20 protein-coding genes are annotated in these 20,669 nt (G+C 70.7%); 9 read left to right on the top strand and 11 right to left on the bottom strand.

From position 1 onward, the window contains the following. Positions 1–90: 90 nt before the first annotated feature. The gene (locus ACXKZB_RS07910; RefSeq protein WP_222660609.1) at positions 91–1,545 is read left to right on the top strand and encodes an APC family permease; all 1,455 of its coding nucleotides are present in this window, start codon (positions 91–93) and stop codon (positions 1,543–1,545) included. 318 nt (positions 1,546–1,863) lie between these two features. After that, positions 1,864–2,484, top strand: coding sequence for a hypothetical protein (locus ACXKZB_RS07905; protein WP_123313009.1), 621 nt, complete (start codon positions 1,864–1,866; stop codon positions 2,482–2,484). A 28-nt stretch (positions 2,485–2,512) separates the two neighbouring features. On the opposite strand, the gene ACXKZB_RS07900 is transcribed toward ACXKZB_RS07905, so the two are convergent. From ACXKZB_RS07900 to ACXKZB_RS07890, 3 genes are all read right to left on the bottom strand, one after another. Then, complete coding sequence (locus tag ACXKZB_RS07900; RefSeq protein ID WP_488825561.1) at positions 2,513–2,944, bottom strand: hypothetical protein; 432 nt, start codon at positions 2,942–2,944, stop codon at positions 2,513–2,515. Between the two features lie 322 nt (positions 2,945–3,266). Continuing rightward, on the bottom strand, positions 3,267–3,764 hold the full coding sequence (locus ACXKZB_RS07895; protein WP_456795997.1) for a DUF6264 family protein: 498 nt from the start codon (positions 3,762–3,764) through the stop codon (positions 3,267–3,269). Beyond that, positions 3,764–4,144, bottom strand: a complete 381-nt coding sequence (locus ACXKZB_RS07890; RefSeq protein ID WP_222660605.1) for a DoxX family protein — start codon at positions 4,142–4,144, stop codon at positions 3,764–3,766. The genes ACXKZB_RS07895 and ACXKZB_RS07890 overlap by 1 nt, the downstream gene beginning before the upstream one ends. 76 nt (positions 4,145–4,220) lie before the next feature. Here ACXKZB_RS07890 and ACXKZB_RS07885 point away from each other — a divergent pair, with 76 nt between their 5' ends. Then, positions 4,221–4,556 carry a hypothetical protein gene (locus ACXKZB_RS07885; RefSeq protein ID WP_396290887.1) on the top strand — a complete coding sequence of 112 codons (336 nt, stop codon included), beginning with the start codon at positions 4,221–4,223 and terminating at the stop codon, positions 4,554–4,556. Positions 4,557–4,581: 25 nt separating this feature from the next. Here ACXKZB_RS07885 and ACXKZB_RS07880 read toward each other — a convergent pair whose 3' ends face one another. Beyond that, complete coding sequence (locus ACXKZB_RS07880) at positions 4,582–5,073, bottom strand: DUF427 domain-containing protein (protein ID WP_123313014.1); 492 nt, start codon at positions 5,071–5,073, stop codon at positions 4,582–4,584. A gap of 99 nt (positions 5,074–5,172) precedes the next feature. On the opposite strand from ACXKZB_RS07880, the gene ACXKZB_RS07875 reads away from it, so the two are divergent. Then, complete coding sequence (locus ACXKZB_RS07875; RefSeq protein ID WP_488825560.1) at positions 5,173–6,603, top strand: amino acid permease; 1,431 nt, start codon at positions 5,173–5,175, stop codon at positions 6,601–6,603. A gap of 6 nt (positions 6,604–6,609) precedes the next feature. On the opposite strand, the gene ACXKZB_RS07870 is transcribed toward ACXKZB_RS07875, so the two are convergent. The 3 genes from ACXKZB_RS07870 to ACXKZB_RS07860 all read right to left on the bottom strand — a co-directional run bounded on the left by ACXKZB_RS07870 (position 6,610) and on the right by ACXKZB_RS07860 (position 8,567). After that, positions 6,610–7,623, bottom strand: coding sequence for a helix-turn-helix transcriptional regulator (locus tag ACXKZB_RS07870; protein ID WP_488825559.1), 1,014 nt, complete (start codon positions 7,621–7,623; stop codon positions 6,610–6,612). Between the two features lie 99 nt (positions 7,624–7,722). Then, the gene (locus ACXKZB_RS07865) at positions 7,723–7,920 is read right to left on the bottom strand and encodes a hypothetical protein (protein WP_111086991.1); all 198 of its coding nucleotides are present in this window, start codon (positions 7,918–7,920) and stop codon (positions 7,723–7,725) included. 89 nt (positions 7,921–8,009) lie between these two features. Then, positions 8,010–8,567, bottom strand: coding sequence for a hypothetical protein (locus ACXKZB_RS07860; protein WP_488825557.1), 558 nt, complete (start codon positions 8,565–8,567; stop codon positions 8,010–8,012). A gap of 83 nt (positions 8,568–8,650) precedes the next feature. On the opposite strand from ACXKZB_RS07860, the gene ACXKZB_RS07855 reads away from it, so the two are divergent. Further along, on the top strand, positions 8,651–12,085 hold the full coding sequence (locus tag ACXKZB_RS07855) for a DEAD/DEAH box helicase (RefSeq protein ID WP_488825556.1): 3,435 nt from the start codon (positions 8,651–8,653) through the stop codon (positions 12,083–12,085). A gap of 54 nt (positions 12,086–12,139) precedes the next feature. Here ACXKZB_RS07855 and ACXKZB_RS07850 read toward each other — a convergent pair whose 3' ends face one another. After that, complete coding sequence (locus ACXKZB_RS07850; protein WP_488825555.1) at positions 12,140–12,919, bottom strand: aldo/keto reductase; 780 nt, start codon at positions 12,917–12,919, stop codon at positions 12,140–12,142. 138 nt (positions 12,920–13,057) lie between these two features. Here ACXKZB_RS07850 and ACXKZB_RS07845 point away from each other — a divergent pair, with 138 nt between their 5' ends. From ACXKZB_RS07845 to ACXKZB_RS07830, 4 genes are all read left to right on the top strand, one after another. After that, positions 13,058–13,846, top strand: a complete 789-nt coding sequence (locus tag ACXKZB_RS07845; protein WP_488825553.1) for an HNH endonuclease family protein — start codon at positions 13,058–13,060, stop codon at positions 13,844–13,846. 76 nt (positions 13,847–13,922) lie between these two features. Next, complete coding sequence (locus tag ACXKZB_RS07840; RefSeq protein ID WP_488825551.1) at positions 13,923–14,588, top strand: GOLPH3/VPS74 family protein; 666 nt, start codon at positions 13,923–13,925, stop codon at positions 14,586–14,588. Positions 14,589–14,731: 143 nt separating this feature from the next. Continuing rightward, complete coding sequence (locus ACXKZB_RS07835) at positions 14,732–15,535, top strand: SDR family oxidoreductase (RefSeq protein WP_488825550.1); 804 nt, start codon at positions 14,732–14,734, stop codon at positions 15,533–15,535. Positions 15,536–15,560: 25 nt separating this feature from the next. Further along, complete coding sequence (locus ACXKZB_RS07830) at positions 15,561–15,977, top strand: SseB family protein (RefSeq protein WP_488825548.1); 417 nt, start codon at positions 15,561–15,563, stop codon at positions 15,975–15,977. 126 nt (positions 15,978–16,103) lie between these two features. Here ACXKZB_RS07830 and ACXKZB_RS07825 read toward each other — a convergent pair whose 3' ends face one another. The 3 genes from ACXKZB_RS07825 to ACXKZB_RS07815 all read right to left on the bottom strand — a co-directional run bounded on the left by ACXKZB_RS07825 (position 16,104) and on the right by ACXKZB_RS07815 (position 20,615). Beyond that, complete coding sequence (locus ACXKZB_RS07825) at positions 16,104–16,445, bottom strand: hypothetical protein (protein WP_488825546.1); 342 nt, start codon at positions 16,443–16,445, stop codon at positions 16,104–16,106. Between the two features lie 138 nt (positions 16,446–16,583). Further along, entirely contained in the window at positions 16,584–20,078 is a 3,495-nt protein-coding gene (locus ACXKZB_RS07820) for a TM0106 family RecB-like putative nuclease (RefSeq protein ID WP_488825544.1), read from the bottom strand. 87 nt (positions 20,079–20,165) lie between these two features. After that, on the bottom strand, positions 20,166–20,615 hold the full coding sequence (locus ACXKZB_RS07815; RefSeq protein WP_488825542.1) for a hypothetical protein: 450 nt from the start codon (positions 20,613–20,615) through the stop codon (positions 20,166–20,168). Positions 20,616–20,669 lie beyond the last annotated feature (54 nt).

Below are 20,669 nucleotides of genomic sequence, written 5' to 3'. Positions count from 1 at the left end.
GAGTATCCGTCGCCGAGCGACCGTGTTGCGATCGCGAGAAACCTTCCTGTGGGACTAGACAGCAAGGCGTCCCGCGCGCAAGGGTGACGCATGGCCACCACCAAGACGGACCGACCACAGCAGGAGCAGCCCGAGCTCCGCAGGGTCATCGGTCCCAAGCTCCTGCTGCTGTTCATCGTCGGCGACATCCTGGGGACGGGTGTCTACGCGCTCACCGGTCAGGTCGCGGCAGAGGTCGGAGGAGCAGCGTGGCTCCCCTTCCTCATCGCCTTCGCGGTCGCCCTGCTGACGGCGTTCTCGTACCTGGAACTCGTGACGAAGTACCCGCAGACCGCGGGCGCTGCGCTCTACGTGCACAAGGCGTTCGGCGTCCACTTCATCACCTTCATCGTGACCTTCATCGTGATGTGCTCCGGCATCACCTCGGCGTCGACGGCGTCGCGCGCGTTCGCCGCCAACCTCGGCGTCGGGTTCGGCCTCGAGTTGCCGAACGTCGTCGTGATGCTCATCGCCATGGGCTTCATGCTCGCGGTGATGGCGATCAACTTCCGCGGCGTCAGCGAGAGCGTGAAGACGAACGTCGTCCTCACCCTGGTCGAGCTGTCCGGTCTCGTCATGGTGATCCTCATCGGTTTCTGGGCCATCGCGGGCGGCAACGCGGACTTCTCGCGCGTGGTCATGTTCGAGACCCCCGAGGACAAGACCCTGCTCATGTCGATCTCCACGGCGACGTCGCTGGCGTTCTTCGCGATGGTCGGCTTCGAGGACTCGGTGAACATGGCCGAGGAGACCAAGGACCCCTCGCGGATCTTCCCGAAGGTCATGCTCACCGGCCTCGGCATCACGGCCGTGATCTACACGCTCGTGTCCATCTGCGCCGTCGCCGTCGTGCCGATCGGTGAGCTCGCCGGCAACGAGACCCCGCTCGTGACCGTCGTGCAGACCGCGGCGCCGGACTTCCCGATCGCCGACCTGCTGCCGTTCATCTCGATGTTCGCCGTGGCCAACACCGCCCTGATCAACATGATGATGGCGTCCCGCCTGCTGTACGGCATGAGCAAGCAGGGCGTGCTGCCGGGCTTCCTGGCCCGCATCTCCCCCGCCCGTCGCACCCCGTCGAACGCGATCGTCTTCACCACCGCGATCTCCCTGCTGCTCATCGGCTGGGTCTCGCTCGACCCGGACTCCCCGATCGTGGTCGTCCTCGGTGGCACGACGTCACTCCTGTTGCTCACCGTGTTCGCCGTCGTGAACCTGACGGTGCTCGTGCTCCGCCGCGACAAGGTCGACCACAAGCACTTCCGTGCCGGCGTGATCATCCCCGTCATCGGCATCATCACCTGCCTGTGGCTCGTCCTGCCGTTCTCGTCCGGACGTGACCCGCAGCAGTACCAGATCGCCGGCGCACTGCTGGCCCTCGGCGTGGTGCTGTGGGCGGTGACGTGGTTCACGCACGGCCGCAAGCAGCCGGAGAAGGCCCCGACCGGCCTGGTCACCGAACCGACGAAGGTGCAGCACCCGCCGCACGACCACCGCGACGTCTGATGGACGCGACCGCCGTCATCTGGACGATCGTCATCGCGGCCATCGCGCTCGTCTCGCTCTCCGCTGGCGGATGGGGTCGGAGCAGGTCACGCCGACGCCGCCGCTGACGTCGGGAAGGAGCTGACGTCGGGCCGAAGCTGACGTCGGGCCGAAGCTCGTGTTGCCGCTGACGGTCCTGGTTCCCGAACCCCGCGTTCGGCGAACCAGGACCGTCAGCACGCGACCGCGGCCCCCGATCGGGCGGGTGCGGTTCCCAGGCGGCGCCCGTACGCTCGTCGTGCTCCGCCTGCCCCGCCCCGTCCGTCGAGAGGTCCCGTCATGCGCCGTGTCGGCATCACGCTCGCGTCGGTGTTCGGCGCCGGCATCGTGGTCGTCGGCATCGGGGTCGTGGTGCTCGTCGTCATCGCGGTCAACTCGATCGCCGGGATCGCGAAGTCCAGCGCCGCCGACGCCACCCCCACGTGCCCGAAGGTCGCCTCGAAGACCGTCGGTGGCATGGTCGTCCCCGCCGGTCCCATCGCGGGCTTCTGCCAGGACCGCCTGGTCAACGCTGCGTCCGTGATCCAGGCCGCGAAAGCGCTCGGCATCGGGCCGCACACCCAGGCCGTCGGGGTCATGACGGCGATCGGCGAGTCGAGTCTGGTGAACCTGGACCACGGCGACGCCGCCGGCCCGGACAGCCGCGGCCTGTTCCAGCAGCGCGACAACGGCGCCTGGGGCACGTACGAGCAGCGGATGGACCCGTACACGGCGGCGTCGATGTTCTACGCGAAGCTCGTCAAGGTGCCCGGTTGGAAGACGATGACGCCGACGCAGATGGCGCACGCGGTGCAGATCAACTCGGACCCCGAGCACTACGCGAAGTCCTGGCCCGCGGCCAAGGCCGTCGTCGAGGGGCTGACGGGCGAGACCGTGCCCGACACCGCGCCACAGGGCTGACCAGTCACGAGACCACCGGGCCCGACGGTCACGCCGCTTCCTGGTCATGCTCGTCGAGTTCGATCATCGCGGCACCGCCGTCGTGGACGATCACCTGGGCACGCAGCCGGATCGCGTGCTCGTCGAGGGCGCAGGCGCACGCGTCGACCCACTCCCAGTCGACCGGGTGCACCCGGTCGACGCCCGGCCGCTCCCACGCGAGCACCACGTCGACCGCGCCGAGCTGCCCGACGATCTCGGAGATCAACGACGCGAAGTCGTTGACGTGCTCGTCCGGCTGGTACGGCAGGTCGGCAATGGGCAGCAGGAACGGGATCGACATCCCGAGTTCGTCGAGGAACACCACCCAGCACTGCCGGCGCACCGGGCGGTCAACCAGGGCGGCGACGAGTTGGACGACGTCGTCGTCGGTGCGGACAGGGGTTCGGATCAGGCGGTCGAGGGTGTCGGTGTCAGGCATGCCCCCAGCGTCGCGAACACCACCCGCTCACCGACGACCATCGTGTGCATCTGTGGACAACCTCGCCGCCGCAGCCATCTGTGGAGGACGACCTTGAGGCCGCGAGCCGACCGACTTCGACCAGCGCGATAACGACGTTGGACGAGCCTTCAGTCCGGATCTGACCGGCTCGGCGAGGTTCCACGACATGCCGCACGCTGATCGCCGAGGTTCCAGATCTCGACGAATGGAACGCCGACATGCCGAGATTTTGGAACCTCGGGACGACTCGGGAATACTCGGAACCTCGGGACGACTCGGAACCTCGGGACGGCAGCGCCGGTCAGATGCCGTGCGTCACCGAGCTCTCGATGAGCAGCAGCGCCGCGAAGAACACGGCCACCACCGCCGCCATCCCCACGAGCACGACCGGCCACGCCAGCCGACGCCGCACCAGCCGCAGGATGCACACCACGATCGAGGCGACCAGCACCAGCGCGATCAGGATCGGCCCGACGGTCACGACCGAGTCGCCCAGCCCCACGTTGCAGGTGTTCCCCGGGGCGGCGCACGACACGAACGCCAACGACATGAGCTTGATGCCCCAGCCCGCTGCCAACGCTTCGAGCGTCAGCACGACGAGCAGGGCGATGGAGGCGACCATGTCGGCGACGCGGCGGCGTCCAGCCAGCGGGTGGCGGGCCTCCCGTCCGAACCGTGCCGGAGCCGACCCGAGCGGATCGAGAGCCGAACCCGGAACCGACCCTCGGACCGACTCCGGACTCGACCCGGGAACCGGGCCGACGTCGGCCGGGCCGGACGACCGGGCGGGCGCGTCCATCAGGACCGCCGGCCGCGCGTGGACCAGAGGGCAGCGGCGATGAGGAGCGGCTGACCGAACAGGCGCGCGACCCGCTTCTCGTCGCTGTCGAGTCCGAAGGCGTCGCGGCGGTTCACCCACTGCGACAGGTTGCCCGGGAAGATCACCGTGAAGAACAGTGCAGCGACGGAACCGACGAAGCGCCGAGCCGGCTTCGGAGCGAGGACGAGCGCCGAACCGAGGGTGATCTCCGCGACGCCCGAAGCCAGCACGGTCGTGTCCTCCGACAACGGCACGAACTCCGGCACCTGGGCCGTGAACTCCTTGCGCGCGAAGGTGAGGTGACTCGTGCCGGCGAACACGAGCGCCAGGCCGAGCAGGACGCGGAGGAAGGAACGCATGCCTCCATGGTGCCCGCTCCCGGACGACGGCGCTCGGGCGTGTACGGAACGCGGCCCGCTCGGTAGATTCAGACGCATGGGAGCACCCGCTCGGGACCACGAACCGCCAGCAGCCCCCGCGACCTTCGCCGTGCTGCTCGGACCGGTCGCGTTCTACCTCGGCATCATCGTGCCGGCGCAGGGCACGGTCCGGCACGTCCTGCTCGGCGCCGCGTTCGGCATCGTCTGCGTGCTGAGCGGCTGGCGCGCGATCACGATCGCCGGCCGCCGTCGCCGGGCGGTGCAGGTCTGGGCGTGGATCGGCATCGTCATCGGTGCGGCCGGGCTGGTCATGATCGTCTGGCAGTTGTTGGTCATCGCGACCGCCGGCGCGTTCCCGCCGCCGTTCTGGTCGCCCTACGCGAACCGCTGACGCAGGTCACCCGCGGAGCGACGGCTCACCAGCCGAGCGTGCCCGGCGCCCCCTTGAACGGGCCGACGACGTCCGACGTGATCCAGCCGCCGTAGAAGTCGCCGTCCTGCGACTGCACGACCTCACCGCCGACCTCGCACGAGTCCATCGCCGACGGGTAGATCGCGACGCGGTCCCGGAGCGACTCGTAGCCGGGCTCGGGCGTCGGGTAGTTCCACGCGGCACGGCTCGCGACGGTGCCGTCCCCGCCGACCACGTCGAAGTACCGCGCACGGCCCTTGAACTCGCACATGCTCGACCCCTGGGCGGGGCGGAGGTCGAGGTCCGCCATCGGCAGGTAGTACACCGGCGGGTGCGAGGTCTCCAGGACCCGCACCGCATCGGTCGTGTCGGCTACGACGGCGCCGCCGAACCGGACGACGACGCGGGCGGTGACGGGCTCGACGGCGGGCGGGCGGGGGTAGTCCCAGACCGATTCCTGTCCGGGGCCGGGTTCGATCCGTTTCGGGTGGCGCATGGGGTCATGTGTACGCCGCGCGGCTGCGGTCGGCCTGCGGGGTGCGGGCCCGCCCGGCCGGGACGGACACGCGACCGCCGCAGGGTGCACCATGGGCGGGTGACGACGACGACACGCACGCTCTTCCGACGGAAGCCCATCGAGACGATCGATGACGACACCGGAGCCGAGGGTGGCCTGAAACGGCACCTCGGCCTCTGGCAGCTCACCGCGATCGGCATCGGCGGCATCATCGGCGCGGGGATCTTCACCCTCGCCGGCACCGTGGCCAACGGCGTCGCCGGTCCCGCGGTCCTCATCAGCTTCCTGGTCGCCGGCGTCGCGAGTGCCGCGGCAGCGCTGTCGTACGCCGAGTTCGCCGGCCTGATCCCGAAGGCCGGCAGTGCGTACACGTACGGCTACGCGGTCCTCGGTGAGATCGTCGGGTGGTTCATCGGTTGGGACCTGCTGCTCGAGTACACCGCGATCGTGGCAGTGGTCGCGATCGGCATCTCGGGGTACGTCGGCTTCCTGGTGGGCCAGTTCGGCATCGACTTACCCGCCTGGATGCTCGGCGCGCCCGGCACCGGCGACGGCCACGTGATCGACGTCTTCGCGATCATCCTGTGCCTCGTCACCGCGTTCGTGCTCACCCGCGGCATCCGCAGCGCCGCCCGCTTCGAGTTCGTCGCCGTCGGCATCAAGGTCGCACTCGTCGTGCTCATCGTCGTGCTCGGCGTGTTCCACATCAACAGCGCGAACTACTCCCCCTACTTCCCGTTCGGCTTCGGCGGCGTGATGACCGGTGCCGCGACCGTGTTCTTCGCGGTGTTCGGCTACGACGCCATGTCCACCGCGGCCGAGGAGTCGACCGACGCCCGCAAGCACATGCCGAAGGCGATCCTGCTGTCGCTCGGCATCTCGATGGTCCTGTACGTGCTGGCGACCCTCGTGCTGACCGGCATGCAGAAGTACACCGACATCGACCCGGCCTCGGGCTTCTCGTCGGCGTTCGCCTCGGTCGGGCTCGGCGGGGTGGCGAACGTCATCGCGATCGGCGCCATCGTCGGCATCGTCACGGTGCTCGTCACCTTCATGCTCGGCGCCAGCCGCGTCTGGTTCTCGATGAGCCGCGACGGCCTCATGCCGAAGTGGTTCGCGAAGACCGACCCGAAGCGCCACGTCCCGACCCGCGTGACCTGGATCCTCGGCATCGCGTCGGCGATCCTGGCGGGCGTCCTGCCGATCGGCGTCGTGGCCGAGCTCACGAACATCGGCATCCTGCTCGCGTTCGTGGTGGTCTGCTCCGCCGTGATCGTGCTCCGCTACCGGCAGCCCGACCTCGACCGCCAGTTCAGGCTGCCGTTCATGCCGGTCATCCCGATCATCGGCGTCATCGCGTCGCTGTGGCTCGTGACGTTCCTGCAGTGGGAGACGTGGGTGCGCTTCGCGATCTGGTTCGCGATCGGCCTGGGCGTGTACTTCGGGTACTCCCGGAAGCACAGCAAGCTCGCGCAACAGCAACAGCCGCAACAGCCCCAGCAGGACTGATCCCGCTCAGCGCCGCAACGTCTCCCGCGGGTACTCCCCGAACCGGGCCGCGTACGCCGCAGCGAACCGACCCAGGTGCGCGAAGCCCCACCGCCGCGCGACGTCGGCAACCGAGGTCGTCGACGGGTCGAGCGTGCGCAGCTCCTCGCGCACGCGCCCCAGCCGGACCTCGCGCAGGTAGGTCATCGGCGAGCGCTCGAATGCCCGCTGGAACGACTCCTGGATCCCGCGGACGCTCAGACCGGCGGCCTGGGCGACGTCGGAGACCGTCAGGGGTTCGTGCGCGTGTGCCTGGACGTACTCGACCGCGGCGCGCAGACGTCCGTCGCTCCGTGTGCTGTAGCCCGCGGGGAACCGCTCGGCCTGCAGCGGGTACATCCGGAGCAGTGCCCGCGCGACGTCGCGCTGCGCCTCGTGCCAGGCGAGCGAGCCGTCGCCGTGCTCACGGAGGGCGCGCAGGGCTCCGGCGACCGACGTCCGCCACTGCGCGACCGCCTCGGCGCCGGGTTCGGTCAAGCGGTCGAAGGTCATGGTGCCGTCGACCAGGTGGCGCTCGGCGGCGACGTCGAGCACCAGGTCGCGGCGCAGGTGCACCAGGCGCTGGTCCCAGTCCTGGTACTCCATCTCGAACCGGCGCTCGACGGGGAACAAGGTCGGCACACCGGGGCGCATCCGCACCTCGTCACCGCCGACGTCGACCCGGGCCTCGCCGCGCTCGAGCCACTGCACGACGACCTCGCCCTCGGTGGCGACGTCACCGCGCAGGTACCCGTGCATCTGCGAGCGCCGGATGCTCAGGTGCTCGTCACCGACGCCGACGTACTTGAACCAGTAGTCCTGGTCGAGCGCTCGCGAGTACCAGGCCTTCCCCGCGTACATGCCGGCGAGGGAGGCGATGGCGGAGTCGGTGTCCCGTCCGCCGACCGCGACGAGCGAGCGTGCCGCGCCGGGCGTGCTCGGGCCGGGCGTGCTCGGGCCAGGCGTGCTCGGAGTGGGCGTCGACGTCTCGGTGTCGGTCATGCGGGCGCCTCCTTCACGGAACAGCACCGCGGGCATCAGCGGTGCCCCTACACGCTACGGACCAGCGGGCCGGCGAGTGCGTTCGTTGCGCTCCGCGGCCTAGCGTCCGCTCCAGCGTACCCAGCCCTGCACCTGCGCCGCAGCGCTCTCGAGCGACGAGTGCGCCCCGGCGATCGAGTTGTCGGGCGAACCGACGGTGAACTGGTCCGTCCGGGTGACGTCGCAGACGACCTCGGAGCCCAGCCACACGTTCCAGTGGTCTGCAGAATCGTGCACCCACCGCAAGCGGTCCGGCATGAGCGTGTCCAATCGAGTGGAGAGCGGCGAGGAGTCGTCGCCCGTCCACGCAGACGGTAGCCCTGTCCGATGTGTGCCGTTCGGGTCCGCTACGACAGGGGCTCGTAGTCCATGACCTGGCCGTCGTCGGTGCACACGGTCGAGGTCGCGCCGGAGTCGTCGATGACGGTGTACTTCGGCGACCACCAGGTCGGGGTGAGTGCGTCGTCCTTCGGGAACGTCCCGACGATCGTGTCCCCCGAAGTCTCGGGTTCACCGTCGATCGGGTCGACGTCGTTCGATCCCTGCGGCATGACGCCGTACGTGGTGCCGGTGACGGTGTCGTACTCGATGTACAGGTCGACGCCGCCCTGCATCTCGTCGTTGCCGAGCTGCACCTCGTAGGTGGTGCGGTTGTCGTCCGAGTCGACGGGGACACCCGTCCACTCGATGCGGTACGCGTCGGCGGTCTCCTCGAGCGTCACGCTGCCGCGGCCGGTGACGAGGTCGCAGGCTGCGGTCCCCGGCGTCGTCGCCGCGGTGGTCTCGGTCGGTGTCGGTCCCGCGTCACCGGACCCGTCCGTCCCACCGGACGCGCACCCCGCGAGCGCAGTGGTCACGAGCGCCGCTCCCGCGAGCAGCATGCCGATCCGTCGGTTCGTCCCCATGGTGTTCCCCCTGTCGTGGTGCGCCGCTCCGGCGCGGTTCCACCGTAGCAACGGACGTCGGTGGCACCTGGCACGATTGACCCGTGCCAGCAGCCCCGATGATCGACGCCGTCGACGTCATCCGGTTCGTCGGGCCGCAGACCTTCGGCCGTGCGCGCGACGTCGTCCGCGCGGGCCTGGTCGACGACGCGGTCTGGAACGCTGTCGACGGCACCGTCACGGCGACCGTCTCCGGCACCGCCGACGACCCCTACGAGTGCCGCATCGACATGACCGTGGCCCGCGGCGACTTCATCCGGCCGGTCCGCAGCACGTGCAGCTGCCCCCTCGGCGGCGACTGCAAGCACGTCGCCGCTGCGCTGCTCACCATCAACGCCCGCGCCCTGGCCGCGAACGCCGGGCCGCGGCCGGAAGCGCCGGCTCCGCCGCCCTCGGACTGGAGGCACGACCTCGCCCGCCTCGCCGGTGACGACGCGCAGGCGGTCACCCCGCAGAGCACCCGCATGGGTCTGCAGTTCGAGTTGCGTGACGCGGTCCCCGCTGCGCTCGCAGCCCGAGCCCGGGCCGCCGGGCGCGCGCTGCCGGCGCCGTCCCGCAGCGTGCGGCTCGGGGTCCGGCCGGTGACCCGGAGCGACGCCGGCAACTGGGTGCGCGGGCAGCTGACCTGGGGCACGCTCCCCTACTCGCAGAACCGCCTGGGCCTCGGCGCCGAGCAGCACGGGTGGTTCATGCAGCTCGCGGCCCTGCACCGCGCCGGTCAGCTCGCGGGGCTACCCGGCGAGAGCGACTGGCTCCACCTCGACGACTTCCGCAGTCCGCTGCTGTGGCCGTTGCTCCGGCAGGCGTCGGGGCTCGGCATCGCCTTCGTGACCGGCAAGCGCGAGGGCGGCGCGGTCCTCGGCGAGCAGGCCCAGGTACTGCTCGACGTCGCCCGGCACGACGACGCCGTGGTGATCGGTGCGAGCGCGGTGCTCGACGGCCGCCCGGTCGTCCACGGTGCAGCGCGGATGGTCGGCGACCACGGTGTGTACGTGTTCCGCGAGAGCCCCGAGTTCACCGTCGGACTCGCACCGACCCCGGCGCCCGTGCCCGAGGACCAACGCCGCATGCTCCTCGAGGGCACCCGCATCACGGTGCCGACCGCCGAGGTCGACGAGTTCCTGGCCGACTGGTCCCCCCGACTGCGCGGTGCGCTCGGACTCGTCAGCTCCGACGGGTCGGTCGAGCTGCCCGAGCGCACGCCGCCCGAGCTCGTGCTCACGGCGACGTTCGAGCCGGCCCGCGCGCCCCGCACCGACGACCGGGTGCACCTGCACTGGCGCTGGCACGTCGACGGCCGCAAGGACCCGGTCTCGCTGCACGGGCCACTCCCCGACCTGTCCGGGCTGCGCGCCGCGGACGATCCCGCCAGCACCGACGATCCTGCGGACGCGGCGGACGCGGCGGACGCGGCCGAAGCCCTGGACCCGGCCACGTCGACGGCGCCGGCCGACGACGCGACGGCAGCCGAGCCTCCCGTCCGCCCTGCCGGCCCCGGTGGCGGACTGGACTGGTTCCAGGACGGCACCGTCGACGGAGCCGACGTCGCGGTGTTCGCGAACGAGTTCCTGCCCGAGCTGCCGGCGCTCGGCGTCCGGACCGTCGTGCAGGGCGAACGGCTCGACTACGAGCGGCTGAGCGGGCGGCCACACATCCGCGTCACGACGATGCCGTCGGACAAGCACGACTGGTTCGACCTCGGGATCATCGTCAGTGTCAACGGCAAGCAGATCCCGTTCACGCCGCTGCTCACCGCACTCGCGGGTCGGCAGCGGCGACTCAAGCTCGTCGACAACTCCTACCTGTCACTGGCCGACCCCGCGTTCGACCGGCTCAAGGAACTCATCGACGAGGCCCGCGACCTCGACGAGTGGGAGCCCGACCAGCCGATCCAGGTGACGCCGCTGCAGGCCGGGCTGTGGACCGAGTTCGACCTGCTCGCCGACGAGACCTCGCACGACGAACGCTGGCAGGAGATCACCGCGGGGCTGATGGGGGCGACTCCCCCGGGCGACGTCCCCGCGCCGGACACCGTGCACGCCGAACTGCGGCCGTACCAGCACGCCGGGTACGCGTGGCTGTCGTTCCTGGCGTCGCACGGCATCGGCGGGGTGCTGGCCGACGACATGGGCCTCGGCAAGACCCTGCAGGTGCTCGCGATGGTCGCCGCCCGCCGTGCAGCAGACCCCGAGGCGCCGCCGTTCCTCGTCGTCGCGCCCACCTCGGTCGTCGGCAACTGGGTGGCCGAGGCCGCGAAGTTCACGCCGTCACTGCGGGTGTCCGCCGTCACCTCGACGTCACTGAAGGACCCCGGGCTCGTCGCCCGCACCGCGTCGCAGGCCGACGTCGTCGTGACCTCGTACGCGCTGCTCCGGCTCGACTCCCCGGCGTGGACCGACCTGCCGTGGTCGGCGCTCGTGCTCGACGAGGCGCAGTTCGTGAAGAACCCGCAGTCGCAGACCCACCGGGTGGCGTCCGAGCTGCAGGCACCGGTGAAGTTCGCGATCACCGGCACCCCGCTCGAGAACGGGCTGACCGACCTGTGGGCGCTGTTCCACATCGTCGCGCCCGGACTGCTGTCCACGTGGACCCGGTTCGGCGACGACTACGTCAAGCCGCTCGCCTCCCCCGACCTGCGGGGCGAGGCCCGCCAACAACTGACCGCGAAGCTCCGGCGTCGGATCCGGCCGCTCATGCTCCGCCGGACGAAGCAGGCCGTCGCCGCCGACCTGCCACCGAAGCAGGAGCAGGTCGTCCGCGTCACGCTCGACCCCGCGCACCGCGAACTGTACGAGCGCACGCTCAACCGCGAGCGGCTGAAGGTCCTCGACCTCATCGACGACCTGTCGAAGAACCGGATGATCGTGTTCCGGTCGCTGACGCTCCTGCGGATGCTCGCGCTGTCGCCCGCGCTGGTCTCGAACGGTTCGGGCTCAGCGGATCCGGACGTCACGTCTCCGTCGACGCCGATCCCCTCCGCAAAGCTCGACCTGCTGCTCGACGAGCTCGAACAGCTCGCCGCCGAGGGCCGCCGCGCCCTGGTGTTCAGCCAGTTCACGTCGTTCCTGCGGATGGTGTCGGACGCCCTCGACGAGCGGGGTGTCGGCTACGAGTACCTCGACGGGTCGACCCGCAAGCGCCCGGAGGTCATCGAGCGCTTCCGGCAGGGCACCGCGCCGGCGTTCCTCATCTCGCTGAAGGCCGGCGGCTTCGGGCTCACCCTGACCGAGGCGGACACCGTGTTCGTCCTCGACCCGTGGTGGAACCCCGCCGCCGAGTCGCAGGCCGTCGACCGCACCCACCGCATCGGGCAGACCCGGTCGGTCAGCGTGCAGCGCTTCATCGCCGAGGACACCATCGAGGAGAAGGTCCTCGCCCTCGCCGCGCGCAAGGCCGAACTGTTCGCCACGATGATCGACGACGACGCACTGTTCGCCGAGGACCTGACGGCCGACGACATCCGCTCGCTGCTCGCCTGACGCGCCGGAGCGATCAGGCGAGCGCGGGCGCGGGTGCGGGTGTCAGCGCGGCTGTCAGCGTGCGAGCGCGTCGATCGCCGTGACCTCGTCCGTCGAGAGCTCGATGCGGGCACCGGCGGCGTTCGAGCGGATGCGCTCCGGGTTCGACGACTTCGGGATGACGACGAAGCCGTGCGCGACGTGCCACGCGACGATGACCTGGGCGCTGTCGGCGTCGTGTGCGGTCGCGATGTCGAGCAGCGTCGGGTCCTGCAGGTTGCTCGCCTTGAAGGGGCTGTAGCCCTCGAGGACGACCCCGCGTTCGGCGAGACCGTCCGCGATCGTCCGGTCGTACTCGACCGGGCTCCACTTGATCTGGTTCACGGCCGGGGTGGTGCCGGTCGCGGTGACGAGCTCGTCGATCTGGTCGAGCGAGTAGTTGCTCACACCCACGGCTCGGGTCAGCCCGTCGGACTGGGCCTGCACGACCTGCTCCCACACGTCGGGGCGGGCCTCGCCGTTCGGCGGCCAGTGCACGAGCCAGAGGTCCAGGTGGTCGAGGCCCAGCTGGTCGAGGCTCTCCTCGATGGTCTCGCGCACACGGTCGGCGTTGTCCGGCGGCAGCTTCGTCGTCACGAACACGTCGTCGCGGGCCAGGCCGGACGCGGCGAGGGCTCTCCCGACGCCACGCTGGTTGCTGTAGCCGGTGGCGGTGTCGATGTGGCGGTACCCGGCCGCCAGCGCTTCGCCGACGGCGGCGGGCGCCTCGCCGTCGGGGATCTGCCAGGTGCCGAAGCCCAGGAGCGGCATCGACCCGCCGGTGACGGACACGGACGGATTCGCGTAATCGGTCATGCGGACCTGTCTACGCCGTGGTCGTGCGTCGGTTCGGAGCGTGGCGGTCCACGGCCATGTCCGGGGTCTCCGCCATGATCGTCGAGGCCGACCCGGCCGGCACCACAGCACCACCGCACCACCAGGAGTTCCACCCGCATGACGTCCCGCCGACGCCGCCGTACCCGCATCAGCCTCACCTCCGTCCTCGTCGTCCTCGCCCTCGCGGTCGGTGGCTACGCGCTCGACGCCACCGGCGTCCTCGGACCGGACGCCGACGCGGCTGCCGGGCCCACGGCAGTCGCCACGGCCACCGTCGGCACGGACAGCGGTGCACCGGAGCCGAGCCGAGCCTCCAGACCGACGGATCCGACCGTCAGCTCGTCGACCGACACCGACGCTGCGGACGCCCGCGCGCTCCTCGCCACGCTGCCCGTCAAGGGCAAGGCCGCCGGCACCGGGTACGACCGCACCGGTGAGTTCGGCAGCGCGTGGATCGACGTCGACCACAACGGCTGCGACACCCGGAACGACGTGCTCGCGCGCGATCTCCGCCGCATCGTCCGCCAGGGTCCGTGCAAGGTGGTGACCGGCACGCTCGTGTCGCCGTACACCGGCGCGACGATCGACTTCGTGCGCGGGAACACGACCTCGACCCTTGTGCAGATCGACCACGTCGTCGCGCTCGAGAACGCCTGGCGCACCGGCGCGCAGCAGCTGAGCCAGTCGGAGCGGGAGGCCCTGGCGAACGACCCGTCGAACCTGTTCGCCGTCGACGGCCGGTCGAACTCCCAGAAGCGCTCGGGTGACGCCGCGACCTGGCTGCCCGCGAACACGGCCTTCCGCTGCACCTACATCGAGCACCAGGTCACGGTGAAGGCGAAGTACCGCCTGTGGGTGGCTCCGGCAGAGCGGGACGCGATGGTTCGGGTGCTGGACGCCTGCTGATGTCGGGCGGGCTGGCGCCGCTGGGTGTCGGCCTGGAGGCCCGGCGCACCTCCGCCCCGCGTGGCAGGCTGCGGACATGGCTGAGCAACTCACGGTCCCGCAGGCGTTCGCGCTCCTCCAGATCGAGCCCGACGGCCGGAAGTCCCTCGACGGGCAGACGTTGGACACTGGTCTCGCGGGCGCGGTCCTCGCCGACCTCGCGCTCCGCGGTGCGGTCTCGCTGCAGAACGGCCTGGTCACCGTCATCGACGGCGCTGCCACTGGCGACCCGGTGCTCGACGGCGTCGTCGGCTCGATCGCGGCGTCCGGTACACCGCGCAAGGCGAAGTGGTGGGTGAGCCGGCTCGGCAAGCAGCGGCTCCGCGACGACGTCGTCGCCGGACTCGTCGAGCGAGGGACCATCAGCGTCGAGCAGGGCAAGGTGCTCGGGCTCTTCCCCACCACGAAGCACCCGGAGCGCGACGGAGCCCCGGAGGCACTGCTGCGATCCGGCATCGCGGACGTCCTGGCTCGGCGGGCGGGCCCGACGCCGTTCTCCGCCGCGGTCATGGGGCTGCTCGACGCGACGAACACGCTGCGCAAGCAGTTCGGCGCCGTCGACAAGGACCTGGTCAAGGAGATCACCTCGGGCACCTGGGCGAGCCCCGCGGTGAAGGCCGTGCTCGAGGAGATCCAAGCCGCGGCGATGATCGCCATCATGGCGGCGACCACCGCGACGACGACCACGATCGTCACGAGCTGAGGCCGGTGGCGCGATCGGCCCTGGTCGCCACGTAAAACAACAGGTGTAGTCTAGACGTCTCGATGCAGATGCATCGATCGGACTCGCTGCCCCACCGCGGACCCCGAGCCCTTCACCGTCGAAGACCTCAGGAGGCCTCCCCCATGCCCGACACCAACTCCGTCACGTCCCGCTTCGCCGACCGCGTCGTCCTCATCACCGGCGGCGGCTCCGGCCTCGGCCGAGCCACCGCCGTCCGCCTGGCCGCCGAGGGCGCCGCACTCTCCCTCGTCGACGTCTCCGAGCAGGGACTCGACGCCACGAAGGCCGCTGTGCTCGAGGCCACCCCGGATGCACAGGTCCTGACGACCGTCGCCGACGTCTCCGACGAGGCCCAGGTCGACGCGTACGTCACCGCAACCACCGAGCGTTTCGGCCGCATCGACGGCTTCTTCAACAACGCCGGCATCGAGGGCAAGCAGAACCCCACGGAGTCCTTCACCGCCGCCGAGTTCGACCGCGTCGTGTCGATCAACCTGCGCGGCGTGTTCCTCGGCCTCGAGAAGGTGCTCAAGGTCATGCGTGAGCAGGGCTCCGGCATGGTCGTGAACACCGCGAGCGTGGGCGGTATCCGCGGCATCGGCAACCAGTCCGGGTACGCCGCCGCCAAGCACGGCGTCGTCGGCCTGACCCGCAACTCCGCCGTCGAGTACGGCCGCTACGGCATCCGCATCAACGCCATCGCCCCCGGCGCCATCTGGACCCCCATGGTCGAGAACTCGATGAAGCAGCTCGACGCGGAGAACCCCCGCAAGGCCGCCGAGGAGTTCATCCAGGTCAACCCCACCAAGCGCTACGGCGAAGCCCCCGAGATCGCTGCCGTCGTCGCGTTCCTGCTGTCCGACGACGCGTCCTACGTCAACGCGACGGTCGTCCCGATCGACGGCGGGCAGTCGGCCGCGTACTGAGCCGCTCCGTGACAGCATGGCTGGCGTGAGCACCAATGAGACCAACGGATCAGCCTTCGGCCGGGGCGTCGACAAGGCCCCGCCGACCGCGGCCGCCGAACTCCGCCGCCGGATGGCAGCCTCGCCAGCCGGCTTCCTGCGGAGTGCGGCGTGGGTCCCCTGGAAGCCATCGGGTACACCGGAGGCCGGCAGCGTCGCCCACGTCATGATCCGTGACAAGCCGTTCGTGCCCGTCTTCACCGATCCGGGCGAACTCGCCGCCGGCCTGCCCGACGCCGAGGGCCGTCCGGTGCCGATGTCCGAGCTCGTGACCGCGCTGCCCGAGGAGTTCGGCATCGTGGTCGACCCCACCAGTGCGGCCGAAGCGAACTTCCTGCACGCCGACGTCCTCGCCGAGATGCGGGTGCAGATGCAGAGCGGCGTCCCGACCAGCGACGAGTGACCCGCTCCGTCTGACCGCCCGCTCCGTCTGACCGCCCGCTCCGGGGCGAGTGCGGGGCATTTCCGCTGGGTGACGGTTCTGGTTCGCGATCCTCGGGGTTCGTGAACCGAAACCGTCAAGCGGGCGTCAGGAATCCGACGCCGCCCCCATCACCGCAAGCGTCAGTGCGATCGCGATCGCTACCGCCGCAGCCGTCCCGAGCGCGACGAGCCACCCGAGCGGCCGCTTCCGACGGACCTTCGCCGCGAGCACTCCGCCCGCCGTGCACACGAAGACCAGGACGATCGCCTCGACCACTGCGGTCTGCATGCCCATGGACCGGTTGCACACGCGCGTCGAGGACTCCCAGTCACACCCGTACTGCGACATCGTGCCGAGGACCCAGCCGAACAGCACCGCGAAGCCGCTGAGCATCGCGATGACCACGAACAGGGCGACGGTGACGACGAGGTCAACCGTCCGAGCCACGTTCGGCTTCGGTGCCGTGACCGTGTCCGGCGCTGGTCCCCCGGCCGGCAGTGATCCTTGCGATCCTGCAGACATCGTCCCCCGCTCCCTGGCCCCCTCGGCCATCTGCAGCCTAGAGGACTCGGCGCGTCGCCTCGGTCAGCGAGCCGGGTCGACGAGCTCGATGAAGCGGGACAGCAGGGACAGCCCCGCGATCGACGGCGGCAGGCCCGTGGTCAGCGCAGGCGAGTGCACGAGGTACGCCGCCCACTTCGCCCGCGAGATCGCCACGTTCAACCGGTTCGGCATGAGCAGGAAGTCGAGGCCGCGCGGGATGTCGGCCGCACTCGATGCCGCCAGGGACACGATCGACACCACGGCCTCGCGGCCCTGGAACAGGTCGACCGTGCCGACCTGGGTGCCGGTGAAGCCCGCACGGTCGAGCTCCTGACGGATCAGGGCACCCTGCGCGTTGTACGGCGCCACCACGATGACGTCCTCGTCGGTCAGAGAGCGGGTCTCGGAACCGTCGGTCCACGTGCGGCCGACGACGTCGGCGACGAGTGCAACGACCCGTGCGGCCTCTTCAACAGAGGACGTCGTGTTGCCCGCGTGCACGACCGGCTCGGGGTGCACCCCGGCGCCGATGCCGTCGAGGTGCCGCCCGGAGACCATCGACGCCAGCTGCCCGTCGTAGGACAGCGCCGACACGGACTCGGTCAACGCCGGCTCCATGCGCCGGGTGCGGGCCAGGAAGTAGCCGAACTCCGGCGGCAGGACGTGCTCGCCGTCCGCCAGCCAGCCGAGCGCGGACTCGTCGACGGGTTCCGGGTGCGAGCCCTGTGAGACCTGCGGGAGCTGTTGCGGGTCTCCGAGCAGCAGGAGCCGGGTCGCGGCGACGGAGGAGGCGATGGTCGGTGCGAGGGAGAACTGCCCGGCCTCGTCGACGACGAGCAGGTCGAGGGACCGGCGCTCAACCGTCGACGCGTTCGCGAACGTCCACGCGGTCCCGCCGACCACGCCGCCGGTGCCGGACGCCTCGCACGATGACAGGAACGCGGCGACGGCGGCACCGTTCTTCACGGGCGTCCACGCGGCGGCGTCGAGTTCGTCCTCGGTCGCACCGGACTTCGGCACCTTCACGACCCGGTCCGCGGGCACGCCGGCGTTCACGACCGAGGACAGGAAGTTCTCCGACGTCGCGTGGGACTGCCCGACGACGCCGACGCGCCAGCCGTACTCGCGGACGAGCCGTGCGACGACGTTCGACCCGACGTAGGTCTTGCCGGTGCCGGGAGGCCCCTGGATCGCCAGGTACGAGTGGTCGAGGCCGAGCAGCGTCGACACCACGGCGGACACTGTGTCGTCGCCCTGCACAGGCACGATCGCACCGCGCGGCGGCACCCGGCGCAGCAGGTCGAAGGCCGGGTCCGCCACCATCGAGGGCAGCTCGTCGAGGACCTGCTGCCCCCACTCGGCGATCGCCTCGGGCTGCGGCTTCGCGCGGGGCGGTGCGGACGGCGCGAGCGCGACCGGGAACTCGTGGTGGGGCTCGCCACCAACGGGCAGTCCCTCCTTCACCAGCACCTCGACCGCATCGCCGTTGTCCCACACGTCCACGATCACGGCGCGAGATGACGCGCCCTTCGACCCGGGGCCCGGAGACACGACCGACGGCGGGAGTGGGTCGTCGTAGACGAGGTGGGGCGTGCCTCCCGGACGGAGCCGCGAACCGGGCGCGAGCGTCCCCGACAACCGGAGTTCTCGCGACTGCGAGCGGGCACGCGGCAGCGTGTCCCAGTCCCGCTCGACGGACGCACGCTCCACGACGAGCACATCGCGGGTGTCAGCCCAGTCGTCGACCGGGTTGCGCAGGCGGTCGAAGTGGTCCTGCCAGAAGGTCTTCGCCTCGCGCCGGTGGTAGTCGATCGCGGCTGCGGCGAGCGCCAATGCGGTCTCGTCGGGCGTGCGGTCGAGGGCGTCGACGCCCTCGAGATGTGATGCGAGTGCGACGTAGACCGGGTTCGGCTCACGCTCGACGGGGATCGGCGGGAGCTCGAGTTCGAGCGCGGGATCGGCTGCGTCGACATCATCGCTGCGCAGCGATCGGAGCCAGTCGCGCAGGCGCAGGGTCGAGCGGCAGTCGTAGGCGTTGTAGTCGGCGACCTCGTCGAGCATGTGCTGGCCGGCGGCGGGGTCGCTGTTCCGGAGCTCCTCGATCGCGTCGACGTAGGCGGTGATGCTGTCGGCGGCGTTCGTGACGTCGCTCTCGCGCAGGTCGTCGCCCATGTAGAGCGGCTCGAGCTTCTTGATCGAGTAGCTGTGGCTCCCCACGACCAGGGCCTTGCGGACGATCGGGTACAGGTCGACCAGGACCCCGGCGCGCAGCAGGTCGTCCACGGCCTCTTCACCGACGCCGTGCCGGGCGGCGAGCGACAGCAGGTGCGTCCGCTCGTAGGCCGCGTAGTGGTAGATGTGCATGCCCGGGTACTGCTGCCGCCGGGCTTCGATGAACGCGAGGAACTGCTCCAGCGCAACTCGCTCGTCGCGGATCGTGTGCGCCCAGAACGCGGTGAACTCCGCGCGGTCGTCGACCAGACCGAACAGGTAGTCGAGGCCCCAGTGCACGCCGTCCTCGGTGTGCAGCGGGTCGCCCTCGAAGTCGAAGAAGACGTCGCCCGGATCTGGTGCCGGGATCGCGTCGAGCGCGCGAGCATCGAGGACCTCGAAGCGCGGCTTCGCGGGCTGGTCCGGCCGGTCGGTGCCGTTCCGTCGGGCGGTCTCCGTCTCGATCTGGAGGCTCGCCTGGCGCACCAGCCGATCCTGCGTCGCGCGGGACAAGCCCGGCACTGCCCGGGTGCGGACCGCCAGGTCGTCGATCGTCCGCACCTCGTGCTTGATGAGCTTCGCCCGTTGGTCCAGGCGCATACCCGCGACGAGGACGAGGTCGCGGTGCTCGGCCACCTGGGTCGAGCAGACGTCGCAGCGGCCGCACGAGGAGTAGCGCGGGTCACCCCACTGCAGCGGCCCGTCGGCGGCGATGCGCTCGGCGATCACCCGCTGCAGTTCGGCGCGCTGCGTGCGGTACACCGGCGCGATGTCGGCGAGGTCGTGCGTGGTCGTCGTGCGGTCGCCGAGCACCAGGTGGACCTGCTGCCCGGTCGGGATGCCGTGCGCCTGCATCTGCTCGGCGTAGGCGGCGAGCTGGAGCAGGGCGCTGATCTTGGCGTGCCGGGCGAGCTTGGTGTCGTAGACCTCGTACTCGCCGCGGTCGTTGCGGATGATGAAGTCCGCGAAGCCGATGAAGCCCGGGTTCTGGTTCGAGGGCGCCGTGTGGAACGTCGGTTGGTACAGCACGTCGGCACCGGCGGCGAAGGCCTGTCGCGCTTCGACTGCAGCGCGCGCGTAGTCCGGCGGTGCAGGGCGGTCGAACTCGACGACGTTCCGGGTCTGCTTCAGGATGTCGAGGTAGTCGAGCTCGTGCTGGTCCCCCAGCCGAGCCGTGCGCTCGAGCATGTCGTCGTGCGCCTCGGGCAGGGGTTCCCCGCGACCGAGCTTGACGTCGAGGCGGCGCAGGAACGCCCACTCGCAGGCCGACCACGTGCTGAGGTCGCTCGGGCTGAGCAGCACGTGCCCGTCGACGCCGATCTGCATGCGTTCCCCCGTCTCTCTGGTGCCCTGCGAGCCTAGGGCCGCCCGCCGACACCGGCGCCGCGCGCGGTCAGACGGCAACGGCCGGCGTCAGCGCACTTCCGCGGAGTCCCACAGGCGGCGCGCCAGCCGACCGACCTCGAGGACGGCAGGCCAAACGACCACGGCGAGCAGACAGCCGTCCGTGACGGCGCGCGTCAGCGGAACGAGCAGCAACGGCACCTGCGTCCAACTCGCGAGCATCCAGCAGCCCGCGGCGATCCCGATGATGCACCCGAGACGCCGCAGTGCCGTGGAACCGGCCCGACGGGCGATCACCACGCCGATGGCGAGCGCGAGGACCGGCCCGAGCATGTGCGCAACCGACACCGACCAGTACACGGCCATCGGTTCCACATCGACAGCCATGCGACCAACCACCTGAACAGCCAGGGCACCGAGCGTCCAGCACACGATCCGGTCTCCACGCCAGCTGAGCACGACCCCGATCAGCAGCAGCACGACACTCGCACCCGTCAACGCGGCGAACGAGCCGGCCATCGGACTCTCGAAGAAGATGCGGGTGAAGTCATCGGCTGCCTGGATCGTCACTCC

This window comes from Curtobacterium sp. ABR8 (genome assembly GCF_057812125.1).
This window is presented reverse-complemented; position numbering and strand designations above follow the sequence as displayed.